19 protein-coding genes are annotated in these 24,940 nt (G+C 60.3%); 9 read left to right on the forward strand and 10 right to left on the reverse strand.

The window, feature by feature from the left end; genetic code table 11:
* Nucleotides 1-2: 2 nt before the first annotated feature.
* A complete protein-coding gene (locus tag AC3WOY_RS08150) occupies nucleotides 3-572 on the forward strand; it encodes a sugar O-acetyltransferase (protein WP_492422556.1) in 570 nt (189 codons plus the stop codon).
* A gap of 137 nt (nucleotides 573-709) precedes the next feature.
* Here the strand turns inward: AC3WOY_RS08150 and AC3WOY_RS08155 are convergent, their stop codons facing one another.
* Both AC3WOY_RS08155 and AC3WOY_RS08160 read right to left on the reverse strand, forming a co-directional pair.
* Entirely contained in the window at nucleotides 710-2,338 is a 1,629-nt protein-coding gene (locus tag AC3WOY_RS08155) for an HAL/PAL/TAL family ammonia-lyase (RefSeq protein ID WP_492422558.1), read from the reverse strand.
* A 66-nt stretch (nucleotides 2,339-2,404) separates the two neighbouring features.
* Nucleotides 2,405-3,610 carry a urate hydroxylase PuuD gene (locus AC3WOY_RS08160; protein ID WP_492422560.1) on the reverse strand — a complete coding sequence of 402 codons (1,206 nt, stop codon included), beginning with the start codon at nucleotides 3,608-3,610 and terminating at the stop codon, nucleotides 2,405-2,407.
* A gap of 254 nt (nucleotides 3,611-3,864) precedes the next feature.
* Between AC3WOY_RS08160 and AC3WOY_RS08165 the strand changes: the two genes are divergently transcribed.
* From AC3WOY_RS08165 to AC3WOY_RS08180, 4 genes are all read left to right on the forward strand, one after another.
* A complete protein-coding gene (locus tag AC3WOY_RS08165) occupies nucleotides 3,865-4,803 on the forward strand; it encodes a LysR substrate-binding domain-containing protein (protein WP_492422562.1) in 939 nt (312 codons plus the stop codon).
* A 241-nt stretch (nucleotides 4,804-5,044) separates the two neighbouring features.
* Nucleotides 5,045-6,001 carry an allantoinase PuuE gene (puuE, locus tag AC3WOY_RS08170; protein ID WP_492422564.1) on the forward strand — a complete coding sequence of 319 codons (957 nt, stop codon included), beginning with the start codon at nucleotides 5,045-5,047 and terminating at the stop codon, nucleotides 5,999-6,001.
* On the forward strand, nucleotides 5,998-7,758 hold the full coding sequence (locus tag AC3WOY_RS08175) for an allantoate amidohydrolase (protein ID WP_492422566.1): 1,761 nt from the start codon (nucleotides 5,998-6,000) through the stop codon (nucleotides 7,756-7,758). The genes puuE and AC3WOY_RS08175 overlap by 4 nt, the downstream gene beginning before the upstream one ends.
* 4 nt (nucleotides 7,759-7,762) lie before the next feature.
* Nucleotides 7,763-9,118: an 8-oxoguanine deaminase gene (locus AC3WOY_RS08180; protein WP_492422568.1), complete on the forward strand. Its 1,356-nt coding sequence runs from the start codon at nucleotides 7,763-7,765 to the stop codon at nucleotides 9,116-9,118.
* 181 nt (nucleotides 9,119-9,299) lie between these two features.
* On the opposite strand, the gene AC3WOY_RS08185 is transcribed toward AC3WOY_RS08180, so the two are convergent.
* The 3 genes from AC3WOY_RS08185 to AC3WOY_RS08195 all read right to left on the reverse strand — a co-directional run bounded on the left by AC3WOY_RS08185 (nucleotide 9,300) and on the right by AC3WOY_RS08195 (nucleotide 14,661).
* Nucleotides 9,300-13,094 carry a hypothetical protein gene (locus AC3WOY_RS08185; RefSeq protein WP_492422570.1) on the reverse strand — a complete coding sequence of 1,265 codons (3,795 nt, stop codon included), beginning with the start codon at nucleotides 13,092-13,094 and terminating at the stop codon, nucleotides 9,300-9,302.
* 24 nt (nucleotides 13,095-13,118) lie between these two features.
* A protein-coding gene (locus AC3WOY_RS08190) for an IS5 family transposase (protein ID WP_492422572.1) occupies nucleotides 13,119-13,944 on the reverse strand; the annotation gives its coding sequence in 2 pieces (ribosomal slippage) (nucleotides 13,119-13,586 and nucleotides 13,588-13,944; 825 coding nt in all).
* Nucleotides 13,945-13,980: 36 nt separating this feature from the next.
* On the reverse strand, nucleotides 13,981-14,661 hold the full coding sequence (locus tag AC3WOY_RS08195) for an esterase/lipase family protein (RefSeq protein ID WP_492422574.1): 681 nt from the start codon (nucleotides 14,659-14,661) through the stop codon (nucleotides 13,981-13,983).
* Between the two features lie 310 nt (nucleotides 14,662-14,971).
* Between AC3WOY_RS08195 and AC3WOY_RS08200 the strand changes: the two genes are divergently transcribed.
* From AC3WOY_RS08200 to AC3WOY_RS08215, 4 genes are all read left to right on the forward strand, one after another.
* Nucleotides 14,972-15,598 (forward strand): tyrosine-type recombinase/integrase, encoded by a 627-nt coding sequence (locus AC3WOY_RS08200; RefSeq protein ID WP_492422576.1) that lies wholly within the window; start codon nucleotides 14,972-14,974, stop codon nucleotides 15,596-15,598.
* 219 nt (nucleotides 15,599-15,817) lie between these two features.
* Nucleotides 15,818-16,588, forward strand: coding sequence for a hypothetical protein (locus tag AC3WOY_RS08205; RefSeq protein ID WP_492422578.1), 771 nt, complete (start codon nucleotides 15,818-15,820; stop codon nucleotides 16,586-16,588).
* A 139-nt stretch (nucleotides 16,589-16,727) separates the two neighbouring features.
* Nucleotides 16,728-18,050 (forward strand): IS1380 family transposase, encoded by a 1,323-nt coding sequence (locus AC3WOY_RS08210; RefSeq protein WP_492422580.1) that lies wholly within the window; start codon nucleotides 16,728-16,730, stop codon nucleotides 18,048-18,050.
* Between the two features lie 416 nt (nucleotides 18,051-18,466).
* Nucleotides 18,467-19,030, forward strand: a complete 564-nt coding sequence (locus AC3WOY_RS08215) for a hypothetical protein (RefSeq protein ID WP_492422582.1) — start codon at nucleotides 18,467-18,469, stop codon at nucleotides 19,028-19,030.
* Nucleotides 19,031-19,348: 318 nt separating this feature from the next.
* Here AC3WOY_RS08215 and AC3WOY_RS08220 read toward each other — a convergent pair whose 3' ends face one another.
* The 5 genes from AC3WOY_RS08220 to gcl form a co-directional block, all read right to left on the reverse strand.
* Entirely contained in the window at nucleotides 19,349-19,984 is a 636-nt protein-coding gene (locus AC3WOY_RS08220; protein WP_492422584.1) for a class I SAM-dependent rRNA methyltransferase, read from the reverse strand.
* Nucleotides 19,985-20,059: 75 nt separating this feature from the next.
* Nucleotides 20,060-21,328 (reverse strand): glycerate kinase type-2 family protein, encoded by a 1,269-nt coding sequence (locus tag AC3WOY_RS08225; protein WP_492422586.1) that lies wholly within the window; start codon nucleotides 21,326-21,328, stop codon nucleotides 20,060-20,062.
* A 30-nt stretch (nucleotides 21,329-21,358) separates the two neighbouring features.
* Nucleotides 21,359-22,270, reverse strand: coding sequence for a 2-hydroxy-3-oxopropionate reductase (glxR, locus tag AC3WOY_RS08230; protein ID WP_492429233.1), 912 nt, complete (start codon nucleotides 22,268-22,270; stop codon nucleotides 21,359-21,361).
* Between the two features lie 79 nt (nucleotides 22,271-22,349).
* Nucleotides 22,350-23,129, reverse strand: a complete 780-nt coding sequence (gene hyi, locus AC3WOY_RS08235) for a hydroxypyruvate isomerase (protein WP_492422588.1) — start codon at nucleotides 23,127-23,129, stop codon at nucleotides 22,350-22,352.
* A 10-nt stretch (nucleotides 23,130-23,139) separates the two neighbouring features.
* On the reverse strand, nucleotides 23,140-24,915 hold the full coding sequence (gene gcl / locus AC3WOY_RS08240; RefSeq protein ID WP_492422590.1) for a glyoxylate carboligase: 1,776 nt from the start codon (nucleotides 24,913-24,915) through the stop codon (nucleotides 23,140-23,142).
* Nucleotides 24,916-24,940 lie beyond the last annotated feature (25 nt).

Genomic DNA, 24,940 nt, shown 5'->3' on the forward strand with positions numbered 1-24,940 from the left:
CGATGACGAAGACAGAACGGGAAAAGATGCTGGCGGGCGAACTGTACGACCCGCGGGACGCGCAGCTTTCCGCCGAGCGGCGCAGGGCGCGATTGCTGCTGAATGACCTGAACGGCACGCGCGACGACCAGGTCGAAGAGCGGGCACGGCTGCTGCGCGAGCTGATCCCGTCGCAGGGCGCCGATACCTGGATCGAGCCGCCCTTCTACTGCGACTACGGCAGCAACATCGTCCTGGGCGAGAAGGTCTTCTTCAATTTCAACTGCGTGGTCCTCGATGTCGCCGCCGTGCGCATCGGTTCGCGCGTCCTGTTCGGACCGTCGGTACAGGTCTATACCGCGACCCACCCGATGAATGCGGAAGAACGCCGCACAGGCCTGGAACTCGGAAAGGCCATCGAGATCGGTGACGACACATGGATCGGAGGCGGTGCGATTATTTGCCCCGGCGTCAGCATCGGGGCCGGCTCCGTCATCGGCGCGGGGAGCGTGGTGACGAACGATGTGCCCGCAGGCGTATTCGCCGCCGGCAATCCCTGCCGGGTATTGCGCACAATCGAGCCGCGATCCTGAGTGGGGACACATGGATCAGGCTGCCGCCATGCCGATAACATCGAACAGGCCCTGAACACACGCAATGACGGAAACAAAAAAGGGGCAGGTTACCCTGCCCCAATCACACTCCTCGGGAGTCTTGCTTACAAACTTTTTCAGACGAAGCGGCCGATCTTCTTCTCCACTGCGGCGCGCACCGATCCGCTGGTGACAAAGGACTGCGCCACCTGGATATCGTTGTGGAACCAGCGGTCTCCATCAAGGCAGGCTGGAATCTGGCGCCGCACTTCGTCATAGGCCGCCTGCGTGCCCTGCCCGAGCACAAAGCCGGGAAGCAGCGATTCGGTCATCGTCAGTGCCTGCGCGGCGAGCAGCATTTCCACACCGATGATGTACTGCGTATTGGCCACCACGGTCGCCGCCTTGCGCGCACACCAGGTCGAGTTGGAGATGTGGTCTTCACTGTTACCCTTGGACGGAATGCTGTCGACGCTGCCCGGCATGCACAGCGTACGGTTTTCCATGACCAGCGAACTCATCGAACATTGCACGACCGGGTAGCCGGTGTTGACACCGCGGATGCCTGTCATCAGGTTGCGCGGCAAGCCCCATGAGAGCGTGGGATCGATCAGGCGCGCGATGCGGCGCTCGCAGATGCTGCCGAGGTCGGTGATCGCCATCGCCAGCAGGTCCATCGCCTGCGCGAGGTACTGGCCGTGGAAATTACCGCCCGAGATGATCTCGAAACCGCCGCCGTCCTTGCCGAAGATCAGCGGATTGTCGGTGGCGGAGTTGATTTCCTTGGCAACGATGGTGTCGATGTAATCCAGCGCATCGAACACCGGGCCGTACACCTGCGGCGCGCAGCGCAGCGAATACACGTCCTGGATGCGCGGTGTGTAGGGAATGTCGGTACGGCGCAGTTCGTCCGGGAATTGCACGGCGCGCGCTTCATGCGTGGTCCTGGTGGAACCCTTCAGCAGGTTGCGGATGATGGCGGCAGTCTTGACCTGTCCGGCATGCGGACGCGCCAGGTGGATGCGCTCGTCGAAACCGGCCATTTCCGCGCGCATCGCCTCCAGCGTCAGGCCGAGCGACAGGCAGGCGTCCGACAGCAGATTGCGCGCGTCATGCGCCGCCAGCACGGCAACCGCGAGCGACACCGTGCATCCGTTGATCAGCGCAGAGGCATCCTTCGCCTTGAGGTCGAATTTCACCGGGCCGACGCCGGACTTCAGGATCGCCTCCGGCGCGCTCATGCGCTTGCCCTGGTACATCACTTCCGCCTCATCGAAGCCGGCGATCGCGGCGGCGAGGTAGGACAGCGGCGCCAGGTCGCCCGAAGCGCCGACCGAGCCCTTCTGCGGCATGAGCGGATGGATGCCGGCATTGATGAAGGCGAGCAGCCGGTCCACCACTTCCACCCGCGGCGCGGAGTAGTTGCTGGAGAAGGCATTCGCGCGCAGCAGCATGGTGGCGCGGCTGACCTCTTCGGAAAACGGCTCGCCCATCCCTGCAGCATGCGCGCGGATCATCTGTGTCTGGAACAGTTCGATGTGCTCGACCTTGATGCGCGTGTCCTTCAGCAGGCCGACGCCGGTGTTGAAGCTGTACATCATCGGCGCTTCATCGTGCATCCAGGTGGATTCGATGTAGTCGCGGCTCTGCTTGAGCGCGTCGCGCGAAGATTGGGCGAGGCCGACCTTGACCTGCGGGTCGCGGGCGATGGCGATGACTTGTTCGGCGGTGAGGGTGAAGCCGTCGATGTTGATCGTGGTTGTCATGATTTAAGTCTCTCGTGATTCTGGAGCCCCCCTCTCCCGCCTGCGGGAGAAGGCAGCTATGGATATTTACTTTGCCCCTGCCGCAAACCACTGCCCAACGAGCGCACGCTCATCGTCGGTCATGTTGGTCAGGTTCCCGATCGGCATCGACTTCAGCTGCACCGTCTGCTGGTACACCCGGGCCGCATTCTGGCGCACCAGTTCCGGCGTATGCAGCATGACACCCGCCGGCGCCGTGGCAAAACCGTTGTGGGTCGGCTTGTCGGAATGGCAGACCGCGCAACGCTGCTGGATCACCGGCATGATCTTTGCCGTATCGACGGCAGCGCCCGCCGCCGGCTTCGCAACAGGCTTGGGCGCGATCGCAATGGCCACCACCGCCAGCAGCGCAACGCCCGCCGCCGGATAGCCCCATGCAACCTGTCCCTTGTGCCTGAGGTTGAAGAAGTGGCGAATCAGCACGCCGGCCGCCATGATCCCGGCCAGGACCAGCCAGTTGTACGGATGGCTGTAAGTCATCGCGTAGTGGTTGCTGATCATGATGAACAGCACCGGCAGCGTGAAGTAATTGTTGTGCACCGAACGCTGCTTGGCGCGCTTGCCGTAGATCGGGTCCGGGGACTTCCCCTGCTTCATCGCATCGACCAGCTTGCGCTGGCCGGGGATGATCTGCATGAGCACGTTACCCACCATCATGGTGCCGATCATTGCCCCGACATGGATGTAGGCCGCGCGACCGCCGAGCAGCTTGGACAGCACATATGCCGCGCCGACGATCAGCACGTACATGACGATGCCGAGCGCGCCGTCGCGCTGGCCGAGCGGCGACTTGCACAGCAAGTCGTACACCACCCAGCCGGCCACCAGCGTACCGAGGCCAATCAGCACGGCCTGCGTGCCGGAAATATCGGCAACCGATTTGTCGATCATCATCGCCGAGGGGTTGAAGTAGTAAACGATGAACAGCAGCGCGAAACCCGACAGCCAGGTGGAGTAGGCCTCCCACTTGAACCAGTGCAGCTCTTCGGGGAGCTGCTTGGGCGCGACCAGGTATTTCTGCGGATTGTAGAAACCGCCGCCATGCACGGCCCAGAGTTCGCCCGCCACGCCGGCCTTTTCCAGGTCGGAGCCGGCCCTGGGCGGCCTGATCGAATTGTCGAGCCAGACGAAGTAGAAGGACGCACCGATCCAGGCGATGCCGGTGATCAGGTGGAGCCAGCGAACCAGCAAGTTGAGCCATTCGGCGCCGTAATTGAGCAACAAAGCTTCCATGTATTCCTCATAGACAGAAGCTCGTCTGCCTCCGCGGGCGCTTCAGACGAGGGGGATTTCTCCCGGTGGGATGGTCGCGAACCTTTTAGAGCTCCGCTGCGACCGGTATGAACTTGCCAATGCGAATTCCGATATACCCGGCATTCGCCATGGGCCATGTGACGCACTGCCGTAACAAGATAGACTTTTTTCTACCCCGAAACATCGGGTGTCCATTATATTTTACATACCTATACCAATATAGAGGGGACGCAATGTCGGGCCTGCCGGATCATCTGGATATCCATCTTATACGTATCCTCTACCTGCTTCTGTCCGAGAAGAACGTTTCACGGGTGGCGCTCAAGCTCAACCAGCCCCAGCCCTCGATCTCCGCCTCGCTGCGCAAGTTGCGCGAACTGACCGGCGATCCCCTGCTGGTGCGCGGCGCGCGCGGCATGGTGCCGACGCAGCACGGCGAGAGCCTGCTCAAGCCGGCCAAGCAGATCCTGGACGAGACCGAGAAGCTGTTCGCGCAGAAGACGGCCTTCGCGCCCCAGCAGGAGGCGCGGACCTTTCACATCGCCGCCCCGGACTACCTCGACAGCCAGTTCCTGCCCAACATCGTCGCCACCGTGCGGCGCGAGTCGCCGAAGAGCCGTGTCGTCATCCACAACATGGGCGCCGACAGCGATTACCTGAAACTGCTGTCCGACGGTGAACTCGATGTGGTGATCGCCAACTGGGACGAGCCGCCGGAACACCTGCACATGTCGAAACTGTTCGAGGACGAGATTGCCTGCATCATGCGCGCCGACTGCGCCTACGCGCTGCGCACCGGGCCCGACGACATGACGGTGGAGGACTACCTGTCGCTGCCCCATGTGGCACCCTCGCAGATGCTGCCCGGGTACTCGGGCGTGATCGAATCCTTCCTCGCGAAGCAGAACCTGCACCGCAACGTCGTGGTGGAATCGGCCTATTTCGGCCTGATCCCCTACATGCTCACGCGCAGCGACCTGGTGCTGACGACCGGCCGGCAGTTCATGCGCTTCTACGAAAAGAACCTGCCGCTGAAAATATTCACCGTGCCGGTGAAGTTCCCTGCGATGCGCTTCTACCAGCTGTGGCATGAGCGGGTGCATCATGCGCCGGAGCACAAGTGGCTGCGGGAGTTGATTGTGGGGACGGCGAAGTCCTTGTTGTCAAAATGATCTCGCACCGGTTCCTTCCCCCTGCAAGGGGGAAGGAACCGGACCAAGGCTCAAGACCGCCTGCACATGCCCCCCCGGCACATTTGATGCATTCCCTACCCCAGGCGCAATTCCGCGCCCATAATCAGTGCAATCGTATATCGCCGCGCTGAAGCCGCTTATCAGCCGCGTCATATACTGCCGCTGCACCGGCGATTTACTATCGAGCATCATCAACCCCGACCTCACACCAGGGTGAAGCGTGACTGATACCTACAAAAACTACCCTCGCGACCTCGCCGGCTATGGCCGCAATCCGCCCCACGCGAAATGGCCAGGCGGCGCCCGCATCGCCGTCCAGTTCGTCCTCAACTACGAGGAAGGCGGCGAAAACTGCGTCCTGCACGGGGACAAGGCGTCCGAGACCTTCCTGTCCGAAATCATCGGCGCGCAAGCATTCGAAATGCGCCACATGAGCATGGAGTCGATCTACGAGTACGGTTCGCGCGCCGGCCTGTGGCGTCTGCTGCGGATGTTCGAGGAGCGCAAACTGCCGTTGACCATCTTCGGCGTGTCCATGGCCCTGAAGCGCCATCCCGAAGCCGTCGCGGCCTTCCGCGAACTCGGCCACGAGATCGCCTGCCACGGGCTGCGCTGGATCAGCTACCAGCACATGGATGAAGCGACCGAGCGCGCGCACATGCAGGAAGCGGTGCAGATCATCCGCGAGATGACCGGCGAGGCGCCCCTCGGCTGGTACACCGGCCGCGACTCGCCCAACACCCGCAAACTGGTGGTCGAGCACGGCGGCTTCGCCTACGATGCCGACTACTACGGCGACGACCTGCCCTTCTGGGAACGGGTCCCCGTCACCGACGGCGACAGCAAGCCGCACCTCGTCGTCCCCTATACGCTCGACGCCAACGACATGCGCTTCGCCGCGATGCAGGGCTTCAACTCCGGCACGCAGTTCTTCGACTACCTGAAGGACGCCTTCGACGTGCTGTACAAGGAAGGCGATCCGGACGGCCTCGACCGGCCGAAGATGATGTCGATCGGCCTGCACTGCCGCCTCGTCGGCCGCCCCGGCCGCGCCGCCGCGCTGGCCCGCTTCCTCGACTACATCCAGTCGCACGACAAGGTGTGGATCACGCGTCGCATCGACATCGCGAACCACTGGCACGCGGTGCATCCCTTTACCGAAACGAAAAGCACATGACTACGACCCTGCAGCACCTGAACGCCTGCGACGACGCCGAATTCGTCCGCATCCTGTCCGGCATCTACGAACATTCGCCCTGGATCCCGGAGCGCGCGGCGGCACAACGGCCCTTCACAAACCTCACCGCGCTCAAGCAAGCCTTGCAAGCCGTCGTCGACAGCGCCCATGAGGAAGAACAGCTCGGCCTGATCCGCGCCCACCCCGAACTCGCGGGCAAGGCGGCCATCGCCGGCCAGCTCACGAAGGAATCGACCGGCGAACAGGCCAAGGCCGGGCTCAACAATTGCAGCCCGGAAGAATTCGCCACCCTGCAGAAACTGAATGCGGATTACAACGCGAAGTTCGGCTTCCCCTTCATCCTCGCAGTCAAAGGCCCGGACGGCAAAGGCTTTAACCGCGGGCAGATCATCGCCACCTTCACGCGCAGGCTGAAGAACTGCCGCGCCGACGAACTGGCCGAAGACCTGCGCCAGATCCATCGCATCGCCGAGCTGCGGCTGAACGACCTGTTCGGCCACGCGCCGGCACTCGGCAATACCATCATGGAATGGGCGGACGTCATCGGCGCCTGGAGCGACGACGACACCGGCCTGACCTGCGCCTACATGACGATGGCACACCGCAAGACCGCCGCCCAGCTCGCGACATGGATGCGCGAAGCAGGCATGGACGTCCATATCGACGCCGTGGGCAACGTGGTCGGACGCTACCTGTCCGGCAATCCGCACGCAAAAACCCTGATGACGGGATCGCATTACGACACCGTCTGCAACGGCGGCAAGTACGATGGCCGCGAAGGCATCCTGCTGCCAATCGCCGTCGTCAGGCACCTGCACGAGCGCGGCGAGAAGCTGCCCTTCCATCTCGAGATCGTCGGCTTCTCCGAAGAGGAAGGCGTGCGCTTCAAGAGCACCTTCCTCGGCAGCAATGCGATTGCCGGCCGCTTCGACATGAAGCTGCTGGACAAGCTCGACGCCGAAGGCATCAGCATGCGCGCCGCACTGCTCGATGCCGGCCACCATCCCGACGAGATTCCGCGCATCGCCCGCAAGCGTGAAGACCTGCTCGGCTTCGTCGAAGTGCATATCGAACAAGGCCCGGTGCTGCTCGAGCGCGGCCTGCCCGCCGGCGTCGTCACTTCCATCGCCGGCAGTTGCCGCTACCTCGTGGAACTGACGGGCGTGGCCAGCCATGCCGGCACGACCCCGATGCACATGCGCAAGGATGCCGCGGCTGCTGCGGCCGAGATCATCCTGTTCGTCGAACAACGCTGCGCACAGGCGCCGTCGCTGGTCGGCACGGTGGGCCAATTGCAGGTGCCGAACGGATCGGTCAATGTCGTCCCCGGCGGCTGCCGCCTGTCGCTCGACATCCGCGCCGCCGACGACGCGACCCGGGACGCCGCGCGCGAGGACATCCTGCGCGAGATCGAATCCATCTGCGCCCGCCGGAACATCGAATTCAACATCGACCTGCTGGTCAGCGCCCCCGCCGTGCCCTGCGCACCGTGGCTGATGGAGCAGCTTGCCGCTTCCACCGCGCGCGCCGGCGTCGCCCCCTTCAAGCTGACCTCGGGCGCCGGCCACGACGCGATGGCCATCGCGGCGATCACCGACGTCGCGATGCTGTTCACGCGCTGCGGCAACGGCGGGATCAGCCACAATCCGCTGGAGACGATGACGGCGGACGACGCGGAAATCTCGGCGCAGATCTTCCTGGATTTCCTGCGCAACTTCACGCCGTCCAGAAAGTGACGCCATGAGCCGGACCCTCCTCATCCGGAATGCGCACGTCCTGGTCACGATGGACCAGAACCGGCGCGAGATCGCCGACGGCGCCGTGTACGTGCGCGGCAACGTGATCGAACAGGTCGGTCGCAGCGCGGACCTGCCGCAGGATGCGGATGAGGTGATCGACGCGCGGCACCATGTCGTTCTGCCCGGACTGGTCAACACGCACCACCACATGTTCCAGAGCTTGACCCGCGCGGTGCCGGCGGCGCAGGATGGGGAGCTCTTCAACTGGCTGCAGAACCTCTACCCGATCTGGTCACGGCTCACGCCAGACATGCTGCGCGCCGCCACCCTGACGGCGATGACGGAACTGGTGCTGTCCGGTTGCACCACCACGAGCGACCATCTCTACCTGTATCCGAACGGATGCCGGCTGGAAGACAGCATCGAAGCGGCGCAGCAGATCGGCATGCGCTTTCACGCCGCGCGCGGCTCGATGAGCGTGGGCGAATCGAAGGGAGGCCTGCCGCCTGACATCCTGGTCGAGGATGAAGCCGCGATCCTGAAAGACACGCAGCGCCTGATCGAAACGTGGCACGACCCAAGCCGCCACGCAATGCTGCGCGTGGTCGCCGCGCCCTGCTCGCCCTTCTCCGTCTCGCGCGACCTGATGTGCGAGTCGGCCGCGATGGCGCGCCACTACGGCGTCTCGCTGCACACCCATCTCGCCGAGAGCAAGACCGACATCGACTACAGCCGCGAGCAATTCAACATGACGCCGGCACAGTACGCGGAGGATTGCGGCTGGGTCGGCCACGACGTCTGGCATGCGCACTGCGTGCAGCTCGACGAGCACGGCATCCAGCTGTTTGCGCGCACCCGCACCGGCGTCGCGCATTGTCCCTGTTCCAACATGCGGCTCGCATCCGGCATCGCGCCCGTGCGCCGCATGCTCGACGCCGGCGTGCCGGTCGGCCTTGGCGTTGACGGCTCGGCGTCCAACGATTCCGGCCATATGCTGGGAGAAGCGCGGCAGGCGATGCTGCTGCAGCGTGTCGGCCACGGACCGGCTGCAATGACAGCAAGGCAGGCGCTGGAACTGGCGACGCTTGGCGGAGCAAAGGTGCTCAATCGCGACGATATCGGCGCCCTGATGCCGGGCATGTCGGCCGACATCGTGATGTTCGATACGCGGCAGATCGGATTTGCAGGTGCGCTGCATGACCCCGTTGCCGCGCTGGTGTTCTGCATGCCGTCAGGCGTGGCCTGCAGCATCATCAACGGGCGCATGGTTGTGCGCGACGGCAACTGTACGACTGTCGAGACGGGGCGTATCATCGAGCAACATCAACGGCAGGCCGCAATGATCTTGGGCGGCTGACATCAACAGGTACAGCAATGTCGGTCTTCTAACGTTTAGCTGTCAGTGGGGGCTATTGTCTGGAGGGCGGCACGCGGCCATGAGCAGTCAATCAAGGGAACTCCGAGACGTTCGATATCAGACGTAGGCACATTTGGTCATATTGCCTTCTCGGTAATAAACAATTCAACGCCACCTGTACCTAAGCCCAAATACTGCCCACCTCAGCGATATCACGGCTAACTTTCCGCACAAGCTCTTTCCCGCCAATTTCCAAAATTACACTCACAAAACACTGCAGGGCAGTTAAGAATGTGGAACGTGGAACTCCCGTTTGGCTTGTTACAAGATCGAATGCGTTCAAACGAGTATCGCCAAGCGTTGTCGATTTAGCTATCTGTGCGGCGGCCGCCAAGACTGAATCGGGACGCTCTTGCGCGGCGCTTGTGAGTGCACGCCGCAACAATTCTTCTCGTTCTGCATCAGACGTCGCCTGCAATGCAATTCGGCGCAACAGGTCCCAGTTTTTTGGTAGCTGCAGCACCAAGTCGAGAACAACGCGGCGCTTCTCAGTATCAACCGGCTTATATAGGGGCAGTAGTTCGACCCAAGCAGAAGCTCGTTGTGATTGGTCCTCAATCAATGCAGCGTGCTCCCATGCCCGATCAAGCTCCTGCGTACCAACGCTAGTATCACCCATATGCTGCATGAGTGCAGATAAAGCACGGCATCGGACAGACGGATCGGCAGCGTTAAGGGCCAGCGCTTGCGTTTCGACGATTACTCGAGAAGCATTGAAACGAATGGCAATAGGCATGAGGCAAGGAAGAGCCGAAGAATATTCCCACGTGTCCGACGGAAGTTGGCGCATTGCATCATCCAAGTCGGCATGGGACCACAAGTCGCCAAACGCATCAGCGAGGCGCCCCAATGTAAATCCTGCGAATCGTTCCAGACGTCCATTCCTTATCAGCGTCATGCAGTCGGAAAACGCCTGTCTCCGTAGGGCAGTCGGTGCGTTAGCAAATAGGTTGATGGTCTCATTGACCCTCGTGTAGGTATCGTAGGCCATGTGTATGAGCTGATACGAGGCCTCCCGTAGCTGAGTTTGCAGTGGTTCGTCTTCATGTGCGGCTAGCGCCATAAACAGTTCTGCTCGGTGCACAACATAGGAAATTTGACCGATTTCAACCATTAAATCAGCGCGATCCGCCTGTCTTTCGTCGCGGGGAAGCTGTGCGTAAAGTTCAATGCGTGCGCGAACCTGAGAGACTTGGTCCTCAATCAGACGTGCATTCGCTAGTGCTTTTTGTACCAATTCTTTTTGATTATATTGAGGCGCATTTTTGGCAAGCTCCAAGAAAGCGTGCGTACGGTTATTGCCGGTCCGTAGGTTATTGGCGAGGGCGCTGGCTTTATCAAAGACGGCGGCAAAATGTGTAGGGCGTACTATAGGTAATAGCTTGGTTAATTCACGTGCCTGGTCCCACTCCTCGACGTGACCCAACAGAGTCAGCGCTTCTTCAAGCTCGCGCTCATACGCGGCGGCGTCGAGGTCGCTGGCGGCTAGCAAGATGATCCTAGCGAGCAATGAAAATGCTTGTGATGCCCTAATCAGGTCGAACGTGGAACCGCCTTGTGCCTGTCGGATTTCGACCAGACGCTCGACATGCGGGCGAGCTGAGTTCGCAACGCGGACTGCCATTTCTTGCACTGCCGGTAATCCATAGATCTCAGCCACATTCCACACTGCAGTCAGTTTATCAATCGGGTCAGTGATCCGCTCAATCAGTTGAACACTGCAAGCCAGTGCCGGTGCTCCGGGGCGTCCTTCAGTTTTGAATACTTCCGCCAAGCGAGCATATTCATTGGCATAACCCATGAGCTGTTCTACCGCGACACCTGCAGTAGGTTCGTCGACAATAAAATTGTCCAAAAGCTCTGAACGATAACGGCCGAGTTGTACCGTTTGTGCGAATCTGTGTAACGGGACGTCATCTTCGTGCAGAAGCGACATCGCAATGCTGATCAAACGTTCTCTCTCGTCCAGCGAGCAGGCGCCGATAATCCTGTTGACAAACTGAATCCGATTGCCGACATTTTCAGTTTGCAGAATGCTTTCTATCGCTGCTTGCCGTTCGTTTTCAGGAATGAAGGCAAACGTTTCAGCAAAGAACTGAGATTGGTTTTCGGGCATTTGCAGCTCGATATAATGCGCCGCCTGCCTCCAAGTCAGCAGTTCGTGCTTCAACCCCAGCGTCAACAATTCTGCTGGAATATTCCTGCCTATCGATCTAATGCTCGATTGGATAAGGCAGGCGCGGAGCTTGACTGCAGCAGCTTGAGTCTGATTATTGCCCCAGTCATGTACTCTACCAACGCCTTCAAGTACCTTGCGTATATCCGAAGAATACCCTTTGAAGCCCCCTTCAAAATTCTCCCAAGCACGAGCCCAAAATTCGCTCAGCATTGTGGAGCAGCGCTGTAGCGAAATACCGACCGCCTGCATATGGCTTGCATAATGCTGCAGGAGATAGGGCGCAACGACAGCAGTTGCCCCAACGGGGGAGCGATCCCTCAGCACATCGTCGCCCCACCGTACAAAGTGCTCGTGAATACTTTTCATTTTTGCCGGGGAAAAGTACTCCTCACTCAAATATTGCCCCAGCTTCGGGTGGCTTAAAACATAGCCTTCCTTTTCCGTGCCGCGGCCGATAACGAAGCGTTTGATCGGCGCGATATATGCGGCGGCACTGAGCGGCTCAGCTTCGCCAAGCAGATCGGACACAAGATAAAGGAAGTCTTCCGTTTGAAGGGGACCAAACGCAGCACTAAGCACGGCTAGTGCTGCGTCGATGCTGCGGCGTTTTGTCGAATCTTTTTCCTCTTTCCAGATCTGCTCCTGCTGCTCAAGCCAGTGCAGCATGTAGGGACCGTAACCCGGCTCAATATTACTTAACTGTTCCAGATTAAAGCTCTGATTGCGCACCAATAATTCTGCGATGTCTTCAATGTAGAGTTGAACAAGTAGTGGTTCTCCTTGCGAGAGTTCAAGCAAGCGATCAGGGAGCGTCCTTGGAAGAACGGCGGGGTCGAGCTCGGCGCTGATGAGTGTCTCCTGAACTCCTTCGCGGTCGAGTCCCGGCAGCACGATTGCGGCAGCGGTGTTATTGCCGTTCCAGCGGAGTCTGGCCTTCCATCCCTCGGCACCTACGTCGCCAGCTACTTGCCGAGCACTTAGAACCAGCTTCAGATTTGCATGCAGCAGTCCAGGAAAGATCGATGCATTAAATGCTTCCCCAACGACTTCGTCTAACCCGTCGACGACGACAACAACTTTTTTTCCGGATTCATTCACGGCTTTAAGGAGCGCTGCCGCTTGGCCAAGATAGAACTCCTCGGGATCGGAAGCTGGTGCATTCAGGGTGCAACCCAAGATTGCGGCGAGTTCCTCCGCGAGCAGCTTGAAAAAGACCGCGGGGCGCGAAGTGCCGAAGCGGATGCTGATAGGTACAAACACTGCATGCCACTGTGCCGTCTTATCCTGAATGCCCAGTCCCGCAAGCCAATGCACCAGCAGTGCGCTTTTCCCGCGTCCGGTTGGCCCGGTTATTAGCAGTCTCCGCGGGCCATCTTCCGCACTCAACCAGGCATCGAGCTGGGCCATCTGTTGCCGGCGTCCGCCGAATACAACGCGACGGTCACCGGAATGCAAATAGCTTGCACGGAATAGTTCAATAAGTCCGGATGCAGCGGCGCCGTGAACAACTTGAGTCAATATTGGCCTCAGGCGTTCGACAAAGCGCTTGATGGCAAGATAGCTGGTCTCGTTTCGGGATGTTGGCTTGCAAATAGTGAAGTGATCGGCGTCCACAGGAATCGGGATGGAGTCAGGAACGTTAGAGTCTGCGCTGGACTGGTCCACGACCAAGGTGGGGCCAACCTTTCGTGTCTCGAAAAATGTCAGCGTAGCAATTTGTAAGGTAGGTGCGTTCATGCGGTACCACGTATGCATAAGTGCCTATCCCAGTAGGCCAATGATTCGCCAAGTGATGATGCCGCAGGCCAGATGAAGAAATGCGAGGTGGTTCTTCGCTTTCTTGGCCCAGCGGATCAGCAATCCACGAAATCGATTCAGCCAACTGTGCGTTCGCTCCACAACCCAGCGGCGAGCGCGTTGTCCGGTCCTTCTTTGCTGTGCTTCTTCACCGCGTGAGCGGATGTGAGGGCGGTAGCCCAGTTCAACGGCGAGCTGCTGAATCTGCGCATAGTCATATCCCTTGTCCAGACACAGGCCTTGCGGCCACACCGCCAGCAGTGACGGCCGCGCTACCTCCAGCGATTCCAGTGTCGGCCTTGCCAGCTTCATGTCGTGACGGTTGGCTCCGTCAATGACGATGGCCAGTGGTATCCCGTGCGCGTCCGTCAACAGACTGCGCTTGACGCCGTCTTTGCCGCGATCCGTAGGATTGGGCCCGGTTTTTTTCCCCTCCCAACGGAGCCTTGGTCATTGCACCATCCAGAGACAACCAGGACCAGTCGATTTCCCGCAGCACTGCTGCTGATAACAGCCCATGCATCCAAAACTCCTCGAACACGCCGGCCTCCACCCATTCCTGAAAGCGCCGATGGGCCGAACTGCTGGAACAAATACCGGTGCCGTTCAGTGCATTCCATTGGCAACCAGTGCGCAGCACAAACAAGATGGCGTCCATGGCAGCCCGGTCGCTCACCCGTGGATTATGGCAACCCAAGGGATGCGGCTTGCGCGGCGGTAAAAGCGGCTCCATTTGTGCCCACAGCCTGTCCGGCAAACGCCAGCCATCGTCCTGCTTGACCATGCCCATGTCGACTCTCCTTCTGACATGAGTTTGGACTGACATTCACATCACAGTTTCCCTTTCCTCGCACCTACTGAGATACGCTCTAAAGCGTAGTGATGAATCGTTTCGCTGTAACTCGTGGGTGCGCATTGAGGGCAGCTTTGGTAAGTGCTGCAACAGGTTCGCTAGAGACGACCCGGTATGGGGCGTGCCCATGAACACAACGCCGACGATTTGCCGCTGCAGGCGCTCCCACGCACTGTTCTTAAGTGTGGCAGCCGAATGAAGTAGGTGTTTGAACAGAATGCCGCCCATGCTGTGACAGATGAAAACGATGGGCCGTCCGCCAAAATTATGGCTGTTTAGTAACTCCAAGGTTGCATGGGCAACATCAACAATCGACAAGCCGCTGGAGGGGGTAAAGCTATAGCCGCGTGACGGCCATTTCAGCGTCCAGATCTGTACCCTACCTAGATCCGCAGAAAGCCATGTCGGCCAAAATTCCCCTGTCGTAGGTGAGGTCCATGTCCCCGTAGGATCTCCGCCCAGGCCGTGCACGACGATTACATCGAGGACGTCGGTCCCACCCTGTCGCGGACCGACTGGCTCGATGAAGTGGGATAGTTCGATGTGGGCAAACGACTCTTCGGTTTCTTCAGCTTTCCTGAATACGTTCCATTTTCCTTTCAAGGAAAAGAACGCGCCTAAGCAGGCGCCCCAGTCTTTTTGCTTTTTTTCCATTGTCGCGGAAGTTGTTCTTGGGAAAGATGGAACAATAGCATCTCTTATTCCGGGTGTGACCACGCTTAGTGAATGCGGAGTAACGAGAACAGGCTTTGCTCCAAAAGTATGGGGAACTACCTATTGCTAAGCTAGAAATTGAACCATGCGTGCAAACCGTCGAATGTCAGCTTCGTCCAACCTTAACTGTCCGCCAAGGGTCAGGCGCCGGCGAATCTCTGATGCTGCGGTCTGACCGCTTTCGGACTGTTATCGCCCACTCAGCCAAATCGGCAGAGAATGGAATTCCTTTCAAGAACGGGAGGAATTCATGGAAGCGAACATCAATACCACTGCACGCCGAGTCCCCTGGAATAAGGGAAAGCTCGTCGGTCAAAAGGCACCGCTGAAGCTCAGAGAAATCTGGGAGATCCGTACACGCCTACAAATGGCGCATAAGATCCGTGATCTTGCTTTGTTCAACCTGGCCATCGACAGCAAACTGCGCGGGTGCGACCTCGTCGGACTGCGCGTATGCGACGTGTCGCAGGGCTCACGGGTTCTGCCACGCGCAATGGTGATGCAACAGAAAACAAAGAGGCCAGTGCAGTTCGAAATCACGGAGCAAACACGAAATGCTGTCGCCGCGTGGATCGAGAAGGCCCAGCTTGGTTCTGGGCAATTTCTCTTCCCGAGTCGACTGTCCATGTCGCCGCATCTGTCGACCCGCCAGTACGCCAGGATAGTTGAGTCATGGGTAGAGTCGATCGGACTAGATACCGCACCGTACGGAACCCATACGATGAGGCGCACCAAGGCTACGCTGATATACCGGAAAACGAAGAACTTGAGGGCCGTCCAGCTCTTGCTTGGGCACACCAAGCTCGAAAGCACTGTCAGGTACCTCGGGATTGAAGTCGACGACGCGCTTGAAATTGCGGAGCAGTTGGAAGTTTGATGTTGGCTGTCGCAACTGGCGCGGGGGCCGCAAACGTATGAAAGCTGTCATTACGGACGTGCGGCTCCTTTGCTGACACCGGCCAAGAGTAGTCACATAGGGGGCGATTTTTTGTCGGAAATGCGGTTCTGCAGTCCTTGTCAGAAAACCGCTTACCAAGAACGCGGTATTGCCGTCTTACATTGCGTTTGATACTTTGCAACCTTTCTAACTGCGCACATGGCCGAAGCAACGCTTGTTGCTTATCGATCCGTGTTAAGCAGTACCACGCATCCCATGGCGACTAGTAATTCATATTCGATTGTCTGTTTCCCTCGTCTGGCTGCGGCCATTTCGATTTTGCTCGTCGCCTCAACCCTGCAGATTGGCTGCTCAGCAACGTTGCCGGTCCAAGACCAATATGTCGGCGCCTTAGAAAAGATTCACGCCCTCTTTCAAGCACCGGAAGTCCTGCTTGACAATGCAACCGTCGGCCGTCTGTTAGGTGCAACAGTAATTGCACTCGACTGCGCTGCCCAGTCGCAAAGCAGCGACGTATCTTGCCGCTTTCAAGATTACGCATTCGAAAATCTTCCCGCGCCCTTCCAGTTAAACGACCCAGCCGGCGAAAGCATGCGCGGCCCAGGCAGCTACTTCATATCTCGTAATAGGGAAAGAGCAACGCTCAAGCTTTATGTTGATCCGAACAAGGAATGCGTGACGCAGCGTGACGTCGAGACCAGATTTGATGAGCGCCTTCTAGAAATCCTTCCTTTCTCGGCTCCAGCTTCAAACAATATCGCCGGCTCCAGTCTCCTAAAGCAAGGCCAGGCCACTGGCCTTCCTTCAGGGAACATCCCGTCACGTTACATTTCGTACGTATATAGAAAAAAGAACGGACAATTCCTTGTTCAATTCTGCGCTAACGAAAGACGGTGCATGTGCGAAATGACCATCAGGTACGACATATCAATCGAACCGCATAGATACCGTCTGCCACTCCTTAACTAATGGAAGCAATGGCTACTTCCACTTTTGGTCGCGTGTTCCCATTCGCTGCTAGCCCGGATATTTCATGAGGTAGGTCGGCGATTCCGTGCCGGAGCGCGTTGTTATTGGTTCTCACGCCTAATAACAACCGGAATCGCCGATGCCAAATTGTACCGTTGAATTTCCGTCTGAACCGACGATCCTGGGCAAGCTCGGACGTCGCATTATCGAAGCAGCGTTTGATGGTGGCGACCTCAGCAGCGATGCCGGGGTATTGTTGTTCAAGCGTGCCGACGAGCGCATCGGTCTGACCCGCGCGGCGGCGACCGCGTTTGCCGATGAGCGGCGCGGCGCCAGCGTCACGCACCCAATCCATTGCTTGCTTGCACAGCGCATCTATGCGCTGTGCTGCGGCTGGGAAGATGTCACCGATCACAATACCCTGCGGCATGACCTGGCGCTGCAGACGGCTGTCGGGCGTGATTGCGCGCTGGCTTCCGGGCCAACGCTGTGCCGTCTGGAAGCAGCGGCCACGCCCGCCCACGCCGCCGCGCTGCATGGCGTGCTACTCGACCAGTTCATCGCCAGCCGCGCCGAGGCACCGCAGGAATTGATCCTCGACATCGATGCCACCCATGTGCCGCTGCATGGCGATCAGGAGAAGGCGCATTTCCACCGTTACTACGACAACTATTGCTACCTGCCGCTGTACGTGTTTTGCGGACAGGATTTGCTGGCTTGCGTGTTGCGCCCGTCCAGCCGCGATCCGGCCAGCATCCTGTCGGCGCTGATCAAGTTGCTCGCGCAACGTCTGCGCCAGGCCTGGCCCGACGTGCGCCTGATCGTGCGCGGCGACTCGGGCTTTTGCCGGCCGGCCGCCTTGCGCCGTTTCGAGAAATGGGGCGTGCACTACATCATTGGCTTGCAAAAGAACGCGGCGCTGTTGAAGCGGGTGGAGGTGGCCGAACTGGCGATCGCCGATGCCTATCAAGCCACCGGCATCAAACAGCGCATGATCGGGGACTTCGACTATGCTGCCCGCACCTGGGATCGCGAGCGTCATGTGATTGCGCGCCTGGAACACGATGCGCGCGGCGCCAATCCCCGCTTCGTCGTGACCAGCCTGCACGGCGATTGCGCGGCCTTGTATGAACAGCTCTACTGCGCCCGGGGCGAAGCCGAGAATCGCATCAAGGAAGCGCAGCTCGACCTGTTCGGCCGGCGCGCCAGTTGCCACAAATTCCAGGGCAACCAGTTGCGCCTGCTGCTGGCCGCACTGGCCTACACGCTCATGATTCACCTGCGACGTCTGGCCCTGCACGGCACCGAACTCGAACGCGCCTGCACCGCGACGATCCGCACGAAGTTGCTCAAGATCGGCGCAGCCATCGTGCGCAACACGCGCCGCGTGCGCGTGCTCATGGCGTCGCATCATCCGCTGCGGCACGTGTTCTTCGTCGCCGCGCAGGCGCTCTCTCCATAGCCGGCCCGAGTGCGGTTCCCGGCACGCTGATAAACAATGGGGGTAGGGGGAATTGCGTGCGCAGCATGGAAATTACTACGCCAGCTACCCTGCGCGCCGCTCCTCCCCAGCATCGCACACCCTTCGCAAGCGAAAAACCGCGCCTCCTGCAGGTTCATGAAATATCCGGGCTAGAAGCTGAATCTCCGGAAGGTGGCCCTTTCCCGCCAGTGCCGCAAAGGCGTCCGCCTGACACTATCGCTCCCTGAAAGAATGGTGCAACTGCGGCCAACCCGCTTCCCTTCCACGCTGTATGCATTTTCATCCTCACGCCGCAAGCGTAAAGTAAACCTGAACAGGGAAGGCACTTCGGCCAAGCGGAAACATGACGTAGCCAAATCAGCTTGGGCGATCTCTTATCGGCGGAGGGTAAGTCCATGTTTAGCAAAGATCGTTTTATTGCCGACTGCATAAGCGCTGTTTCCGAAGGACAAGGGGCGGTTCGCGAGGTCGTGGCTGAAGCTGTTTCCGATTGCCCGGGAGTGATGTCGGAGCTTGGTGCGTCGGACCACGCCGGGATTACACCGCTATATCGTTCGCCTGCGCTCACCATCCTCAAGTTTGTCTGGGCGCCATATATGGTTCTCATGCCGCACAATCATCAGATGTTTGCAGTAATCGGAATTTATTCCGGTAGGGAAGACAACATTTTCTGGCGCAGGACGGAAACCACCATCGAGGCCGCAAGTGCGCGATCACTTGGCGCGGGCGATGTGACTGCGCTCGGCCGGGACACCATCCATTCCGTACTGAACCCAATCGCCAGGATGACGTGTGCCATACATGTTTATGGCGGTGACTTCTTTGCTCCGCAAGAGCCCAGGAGCGAGTGGGAGCACGAAACCCTGGTTGAACGGCCATGGGATATCGACAGGGTGAAATCGCTGTTCCGCGACGCCGAGACACGGTTCAATGCTGCGAAGCATTTTGCAGCGCCGTAATCGGCTTTCTGCATTTTCCGGTTGGCCAGGCAACTGATTGCGGTTGCCCGGCCAACCTGCCAAACATTGCGGTCCAGATGCGGCCGCGCGGAAACTGTCCCTGCTTCAGCGTGAAGTCCCCGACGCCGCGCACCAGCGTCGAACAGATTTTCGTCCGGCTAACTAACTGGACGCTGTCAGAAAGCGAATTCTCGACAGTGCCCGTTATCACTGGCATCAGTGGCGGGGTTGTAAATGCCAAGTCCTGGGCAGATCTTCAGCATACAAATCCGGCACACCCTGGACCGCTGTTCCGGAAATTCCCATTCAACGCGCCCCTCAGCGCGGGTACGTGAACCCGGTGCGAATATCCATCGGTACCAGACGTTTGCCCTCGCGCACCGTCAGCCGCTGGGGCGGTTCGTCACCTGCCAGTGCGCGCGGCGTGACGGGCAGTCCTTCGCCCTTGCGCAACAGCGGATCGCAGCGTTCGTACACGTTGCGGCAGCCCGTGGCATTCAGGAGCGCCTGCACGACCGGCACCTTCCACAGGTCGACGCCGCCGGCATTGAACTGGCAAACCAGATAGCCTGCGGTGCCGCCATAGCTGTGCACCAGGAGACCCGGCAAGCCGTCCTTTTCGCCATCGATCAGCTGGACCAGTGCCTGCGAATCGGCGCTGCGCAGGGCATCGGCGCGGCGAAGCACGCCAGCCTGGACGCGCCGCTTGATCATCGCGTGGTCAACCGGCTCGTCCTCGCGCAAGGTCCAGACGCGGGCGGCGATTTGCGATTTGGCGTTGTAGGCCGCGCGGGCAAGGAACTGGCGAGCCGATGACTGCACGATCGCCGTGGCGCCCGGTTTGTTGCGCTCCTGCGGCTTGCCCTCGACTTTTTCGATGGCGGAGACGTAAATCCACGGGTCGCCGGACAGCAGGCCTTTTTCCTTACCCTGTTTGATGGTGATGATGAGCATGCGCGGCTTTCGTTTTCAGGAACGCGATGATACCGCATGCATCGCCTGCGACCGGAAGCGGAAGCCGGGGACGCGTTACACGATCAGGATCGCGCGGAAGTCATTGACGTTGGTGCGCGTAGGCCCGGTGACAACGAGGTCGCCCAGCGCGCTGAAGAAACCATATCCATCATTGTTATCGAGCATGGCGCGCGGACGGAGTCCGAGCTTCTCCGCCCGGAGGATCGAATCGGGCTGGTAGATCGCTCCGGCATTGTCTTCCGATCCATCGATGCCGTCCGTGTCGCCGGCAATCGCATGCACGCCCGGCAGTCCGTTCAGGCTGGCCGCAAGGCTGAGCAGGAATTCCGCGTTGCGCCCGCCGCGTCCTTTGCCGCGTACCGTCACCGTGGTTTCGCCGCCGGAGATGATCACGCAGGGCCGCTTGAAGGGCTGGTCGCGTAACGCGACCTGGCGCGCCAGTGCCGCGTGCGCCATGCCGATGTCGCGCGCTTCGCCTTCCATGTCGTCGGACAGGATGAATGGCGTCACGCCGGCCTGTCGTGCCACTTCGGCCGCAGCCTCCAGCGCCTGCTGGGCGGTCGCGACGATGTGGTGTGCATTGCGGGTGAAGCGCGGATCGTCCGGCTTCGGCGTTTCGCCGGCGCCGGTGGACAGGTGCCGTTCCAGGTTCGCCGGTATCGCGATGCCGTATTTGTGCAGGATGGCGAGCGCTTCCTCGCAGGTCGTGGGATCGGGCAGCGTGGGGCCGCTGGCGATAACGCCGGGGTCGTCGCCGGGCACGTCGGAAATCAGCAGCGTGACCACGCGCGCCGGTGCACATGCAAGCGCGAGCCGCCCGCCCTTGATCGCGGAGAAATGCTTGCGTACACAGTTCATTTCGGAGATCGTGGCGCCGCTTTTCAGCAGTGCCTTGTTGACGACCTGCTTTTGCTCCAGCGTGATGCCCTCGGCGGGCAAGGCAAGCAAGGCCGAACCGCCGCCGGAAATGAGGCAGAGCACGAGGTCATCCTCCGTCAGCCCCTTCACCATGTCCATGATGCGGCCGGCCGCCCGCCGACCGGCCTCGTCGGGCACCGGATGCGCGGCCTCGAGCACTTCGATGCGGCGGCAGTCGGCGCCGTGCCCGTAGCGCGTCACAACCAGCCCGCCAATTTCTCCCTGCCAGTGGTCTTCCACCGCCTTGGCCATCGCCGCGGCCCCCTTGCCTGCGCCGATGACCAGGGTGCGGCCTTTTGCAGGCGGTGCCGGCAGGAAGGCCGGCAGGCATTTGCCGGCGCTCACTGCGGCAGTGGCACGGGAAAACATGTCGAGCAGCAACTCGCGGGCTTTCATCTGATGCATGGCGCGTGTCCTTGTTGTGTTCCGGGTATTTTACGCGCTGGCGATCTCGTGGTTGGACATCAGCTCGATCGCGCGGCACAGGGCCGAATGGTCGAGCCCGCTCATGCCATTGGCGGCGCAGGCGTTCATCAGTTCCTGCGCGGTGGCGGTATTCGGCAAGGACACGCCGAGCGCCTTCGCGCCCTGCAGCGCGAGGTTCAGGTCCTTCTGATGCAGCTCGATGCGGAAGCCGGGGTTGAAGGTGCGCTTGACCATGCGCTCGCCATGTACTTCGAGGATGCGCGACGAGGCGAAACCGCCCATCAGCGCCTGGCGCACGCGCGCCGGGTCGGCGCCGGCCTTGGACGCGAACAGCAACGCCTCTGCCACTGCCTGGATGTTGAGCGCGACGATAATCTGGTTGGCGACCTTGGTCGTCTGGCCGTCGCCGTTGCCGCCCACCAGCGTGATGTTCTTGCCCATCAGCTCGAACAGCGGCTTGACGTCGTTGAATGCACTCTCGGAACCGCCGACCATGATGGTCAGCGACGCCGCCTTGGCGCCGACTTCGCCGCCCGATACGGGAGCGTCCAGGTATTCGCAGCCCAGCGCATTGATGCGCTTCGCGAAATCCTTGGTCGCGATCGGCGAGATGGAACTCATGTCGACCACGATCTTGCCCTTGTCCAGGCCCTTGGCGACGCCGTGCTCGCCGAACAGCACCGATTCCACATGCGGCGTATCCGGCACCATGACGATGACGACGTCTGCACGCTTGGCCACTTCCTCGCCCGAGGTGCAGACGGTTGCCCCGCCTTCGATCAGCTCGAAGGGAGGGTTCTTGTGGTCGTGCAGGTAGAGCTTGTGTCCGCCCTTCTGCAGGTGTCCCGCCATGGGTGCGCCCATGATGCCGAGGCCGATGAAGCCGATTTTTGCCATTGTGTTCTCCGTAGATGTGAATATTCGCTATTGCTTGCGGACGGGCGAGTACGACTGATACCGCGGTTCCTCTTCCCCGTCATTGCCGCCCGCCACGTCCTGCCTATACCCCGTGCTCCGCCCGCCAACCGAGCCCTTCCACCGTTCCCGCCCGCGGCTTGTACTCGCACCCGATCCACCCGTCGTAGCCAGCCTCATCCAGCATCCTGAACAGGTAGCGGTAATTGATCTCCCCCGTCCCCGGCTCGAACCGCCCCGGGTTATCCGCAAGCTGGATATGCTTGATGATGTCCAGGTTGGCCTTGATCGTGTTCGCCAGTTCGCCTTCCATGCGCTGCATGTGGTAGATGTCGTACTGCACGTAGATGTTCCCCGACCCGGTTTCCTTGATCAGGTCGATCGCCTGCTGCGTATGCGTCAGGTAAAAGCCCGGGATATCGAAGTCGTTGATCGGCTCGACCAGCAGCCGGATCTTGTGTTCCTGCAGCATATCCGCCGCGTATTTCAGGTTGTTCACCGTGGTCTTATAGAGGGTATCGGCATCCACCCCTTGCGGCGCCTTGCCGACCAGGCAGTTGAGCTGTTTCACCCCGAGTGCCTTCGCATAGCGGATCGCTTCGTCCACGCCTTCGCGAAACTCGTTCACGCGATCGGGGTGACAGGCGATGCCGCGCTCGCCCGCTTCCCAGTTCCCGGCCGGCAGGTTGTGCAGCACCAGGTCGAGTTGGTAGGTGTTGAGCTTGTCGGCAATCTGGTCCGCATGGAAGGCATACGGAAACAGGAATTCGACGCCGCGAAACCCGGCGCGCGCCGCCGCTTCGAAGCGGTCCATGAAGGGATGCTCGTTGAAGAGCATCGTCAGGTTGGCTGCGAGTCTTGTCATTTCCCTCTCCTTAATCCAGCAAGGCAATCGCAGTCGGCGCATGGTCCGGCGAGGTTGCCAGTTCTTCGAATTCATTGATGGCGTTGATCTCGGTGCCCATCGCGATATTGGTCACGCGCTCGAGGATGATCTCGACCACGACCGGCACTTTGTACTGCCGCATCCACGCGCGCGCCTGGCCGAAAGCGTCCTGGATATCTTCATGGAGTCGCACGCGGATCGCCTTGCAGCCCAGCCCTTCGGCGACGGCGACGTGGTCCACACCATAGCCTTCGAGTTCCGGCGCATTGATGTTCTCGAACGACAGCTGCACGCAGTAATCCATGTCGAAGCCGCGCTGCGACTGGCGGATCAGTCCGAGGTAGGAGTTGTTCACCACGACATGCAGGTAAGGCAGCTTGAACTGCGCGCCGACGGCGAGCTCCTCGATCATGAACTGGAAGTCGTAGTCGCCGGAGATCGCGACCACCTGGCGATCCGGATCGGCGGCACATACACCTAATGCAGCAGGCGCTGTCCAGCCGAGCGGCCCCGCCTGTCCGCAGTTGATCCAGTTGCGCGCCTTGTACACGTGCAGGAACTGCGCGGCGGCGATCTGCGACAGGCCGATCGTCGTGACGTAGCAAGTGTCCCGTCCGAACACGCGGTTCATTTCCTCATAGACGCGCTGCGGCTTGATCGGCGCCGCGTCGAAGTGCGTCTTGCGCAGCATGGTGCGCTTGCGTTCCTGGCATTGCGACACCCAGGATTTGCGACAGGCGAGCTTGCCGGCGTCCTTCCATTCCTTCGCCACCTCGACGAACAGTTTCAGCGCGGTGCCAGCATCGGAAACGATGCCGAGATCCGGCCCGAACACACGCCCGATCTGCGTCGGTTCGATATCGACGTGCACGAACTTGCGTCCCTTGGTGAATACGTCGACGGACCCGGTATGGCGATTCGCCCAGCGGTTGCCGATACCGAGCACGAAGTCGGATTCGAGCATGGTGGCGTTGCCGTACCGATGACTGGTCTGCAAGCCGACCATGCCCGCCATCAGAGGATGGTCGTCAGGAATCGTCCCCCAGCCCATCAAGGTCGGGATGACAGGCACATTGACGATTTCCGCGAACTCGACGAGCAAGGCCGCCGCGTCGGCGTTGATGATGCCGCCGCCCGCCGTGATCAGCGGCCGCTCGGCTTCATTGAGCATCGCAAGCGCCTTCTCCACCTGGGCGCGCGTCGCCGCCGGCTTGTACACCGGCAACGGCTCATAGGTATCCGGATCGAACTCGATCTCCGCCATCTGCACATCGAACGGCAGGTCGATCAGTACCGGCCCCGGGCGGCCCGAGCGCATCAGATGGAACGCCTGCTGGAATACACGCGGCACCAATGCCGGCTCGCGCACGGTCACGGCCCACTTGGTCACCGGCTTGGCGATCGATTCGATATCGACCGCCTGGAAGTCTTCCTTGTAGAGCCGCGCGCGCGGCGCCTGTCCGGTCACGCAGAGGATCGGGATCGAATCTGCCTGCGCCGAATACAGCCCGGTAATCATGTCCGTACCCGCCGGGCCGGAAGTCCCGATGCACAGCCCGATATTGCCCGCCTTCGCACGGGTATAACCCTCCGCCATATGCGAAGCGCCCTCGACATGCCGCGCGAGAATGTGCTTGACGCTCCCCCGCTTCTTCAATGCCGCATAGAACGGATTGATTGCCGCGCCGGGCACCCCGAACGCCTGAACAATGCCTTCCCTCTCCAACACATGCACTGCGGCTTCCGCCGCGGTCATCCTTGCCATAGGTCCTCCGTAGAACAGTTGAATC

The organism is Noviherbaspirillum sp. FW303-A3 (genome assembly GCF_058788695.1).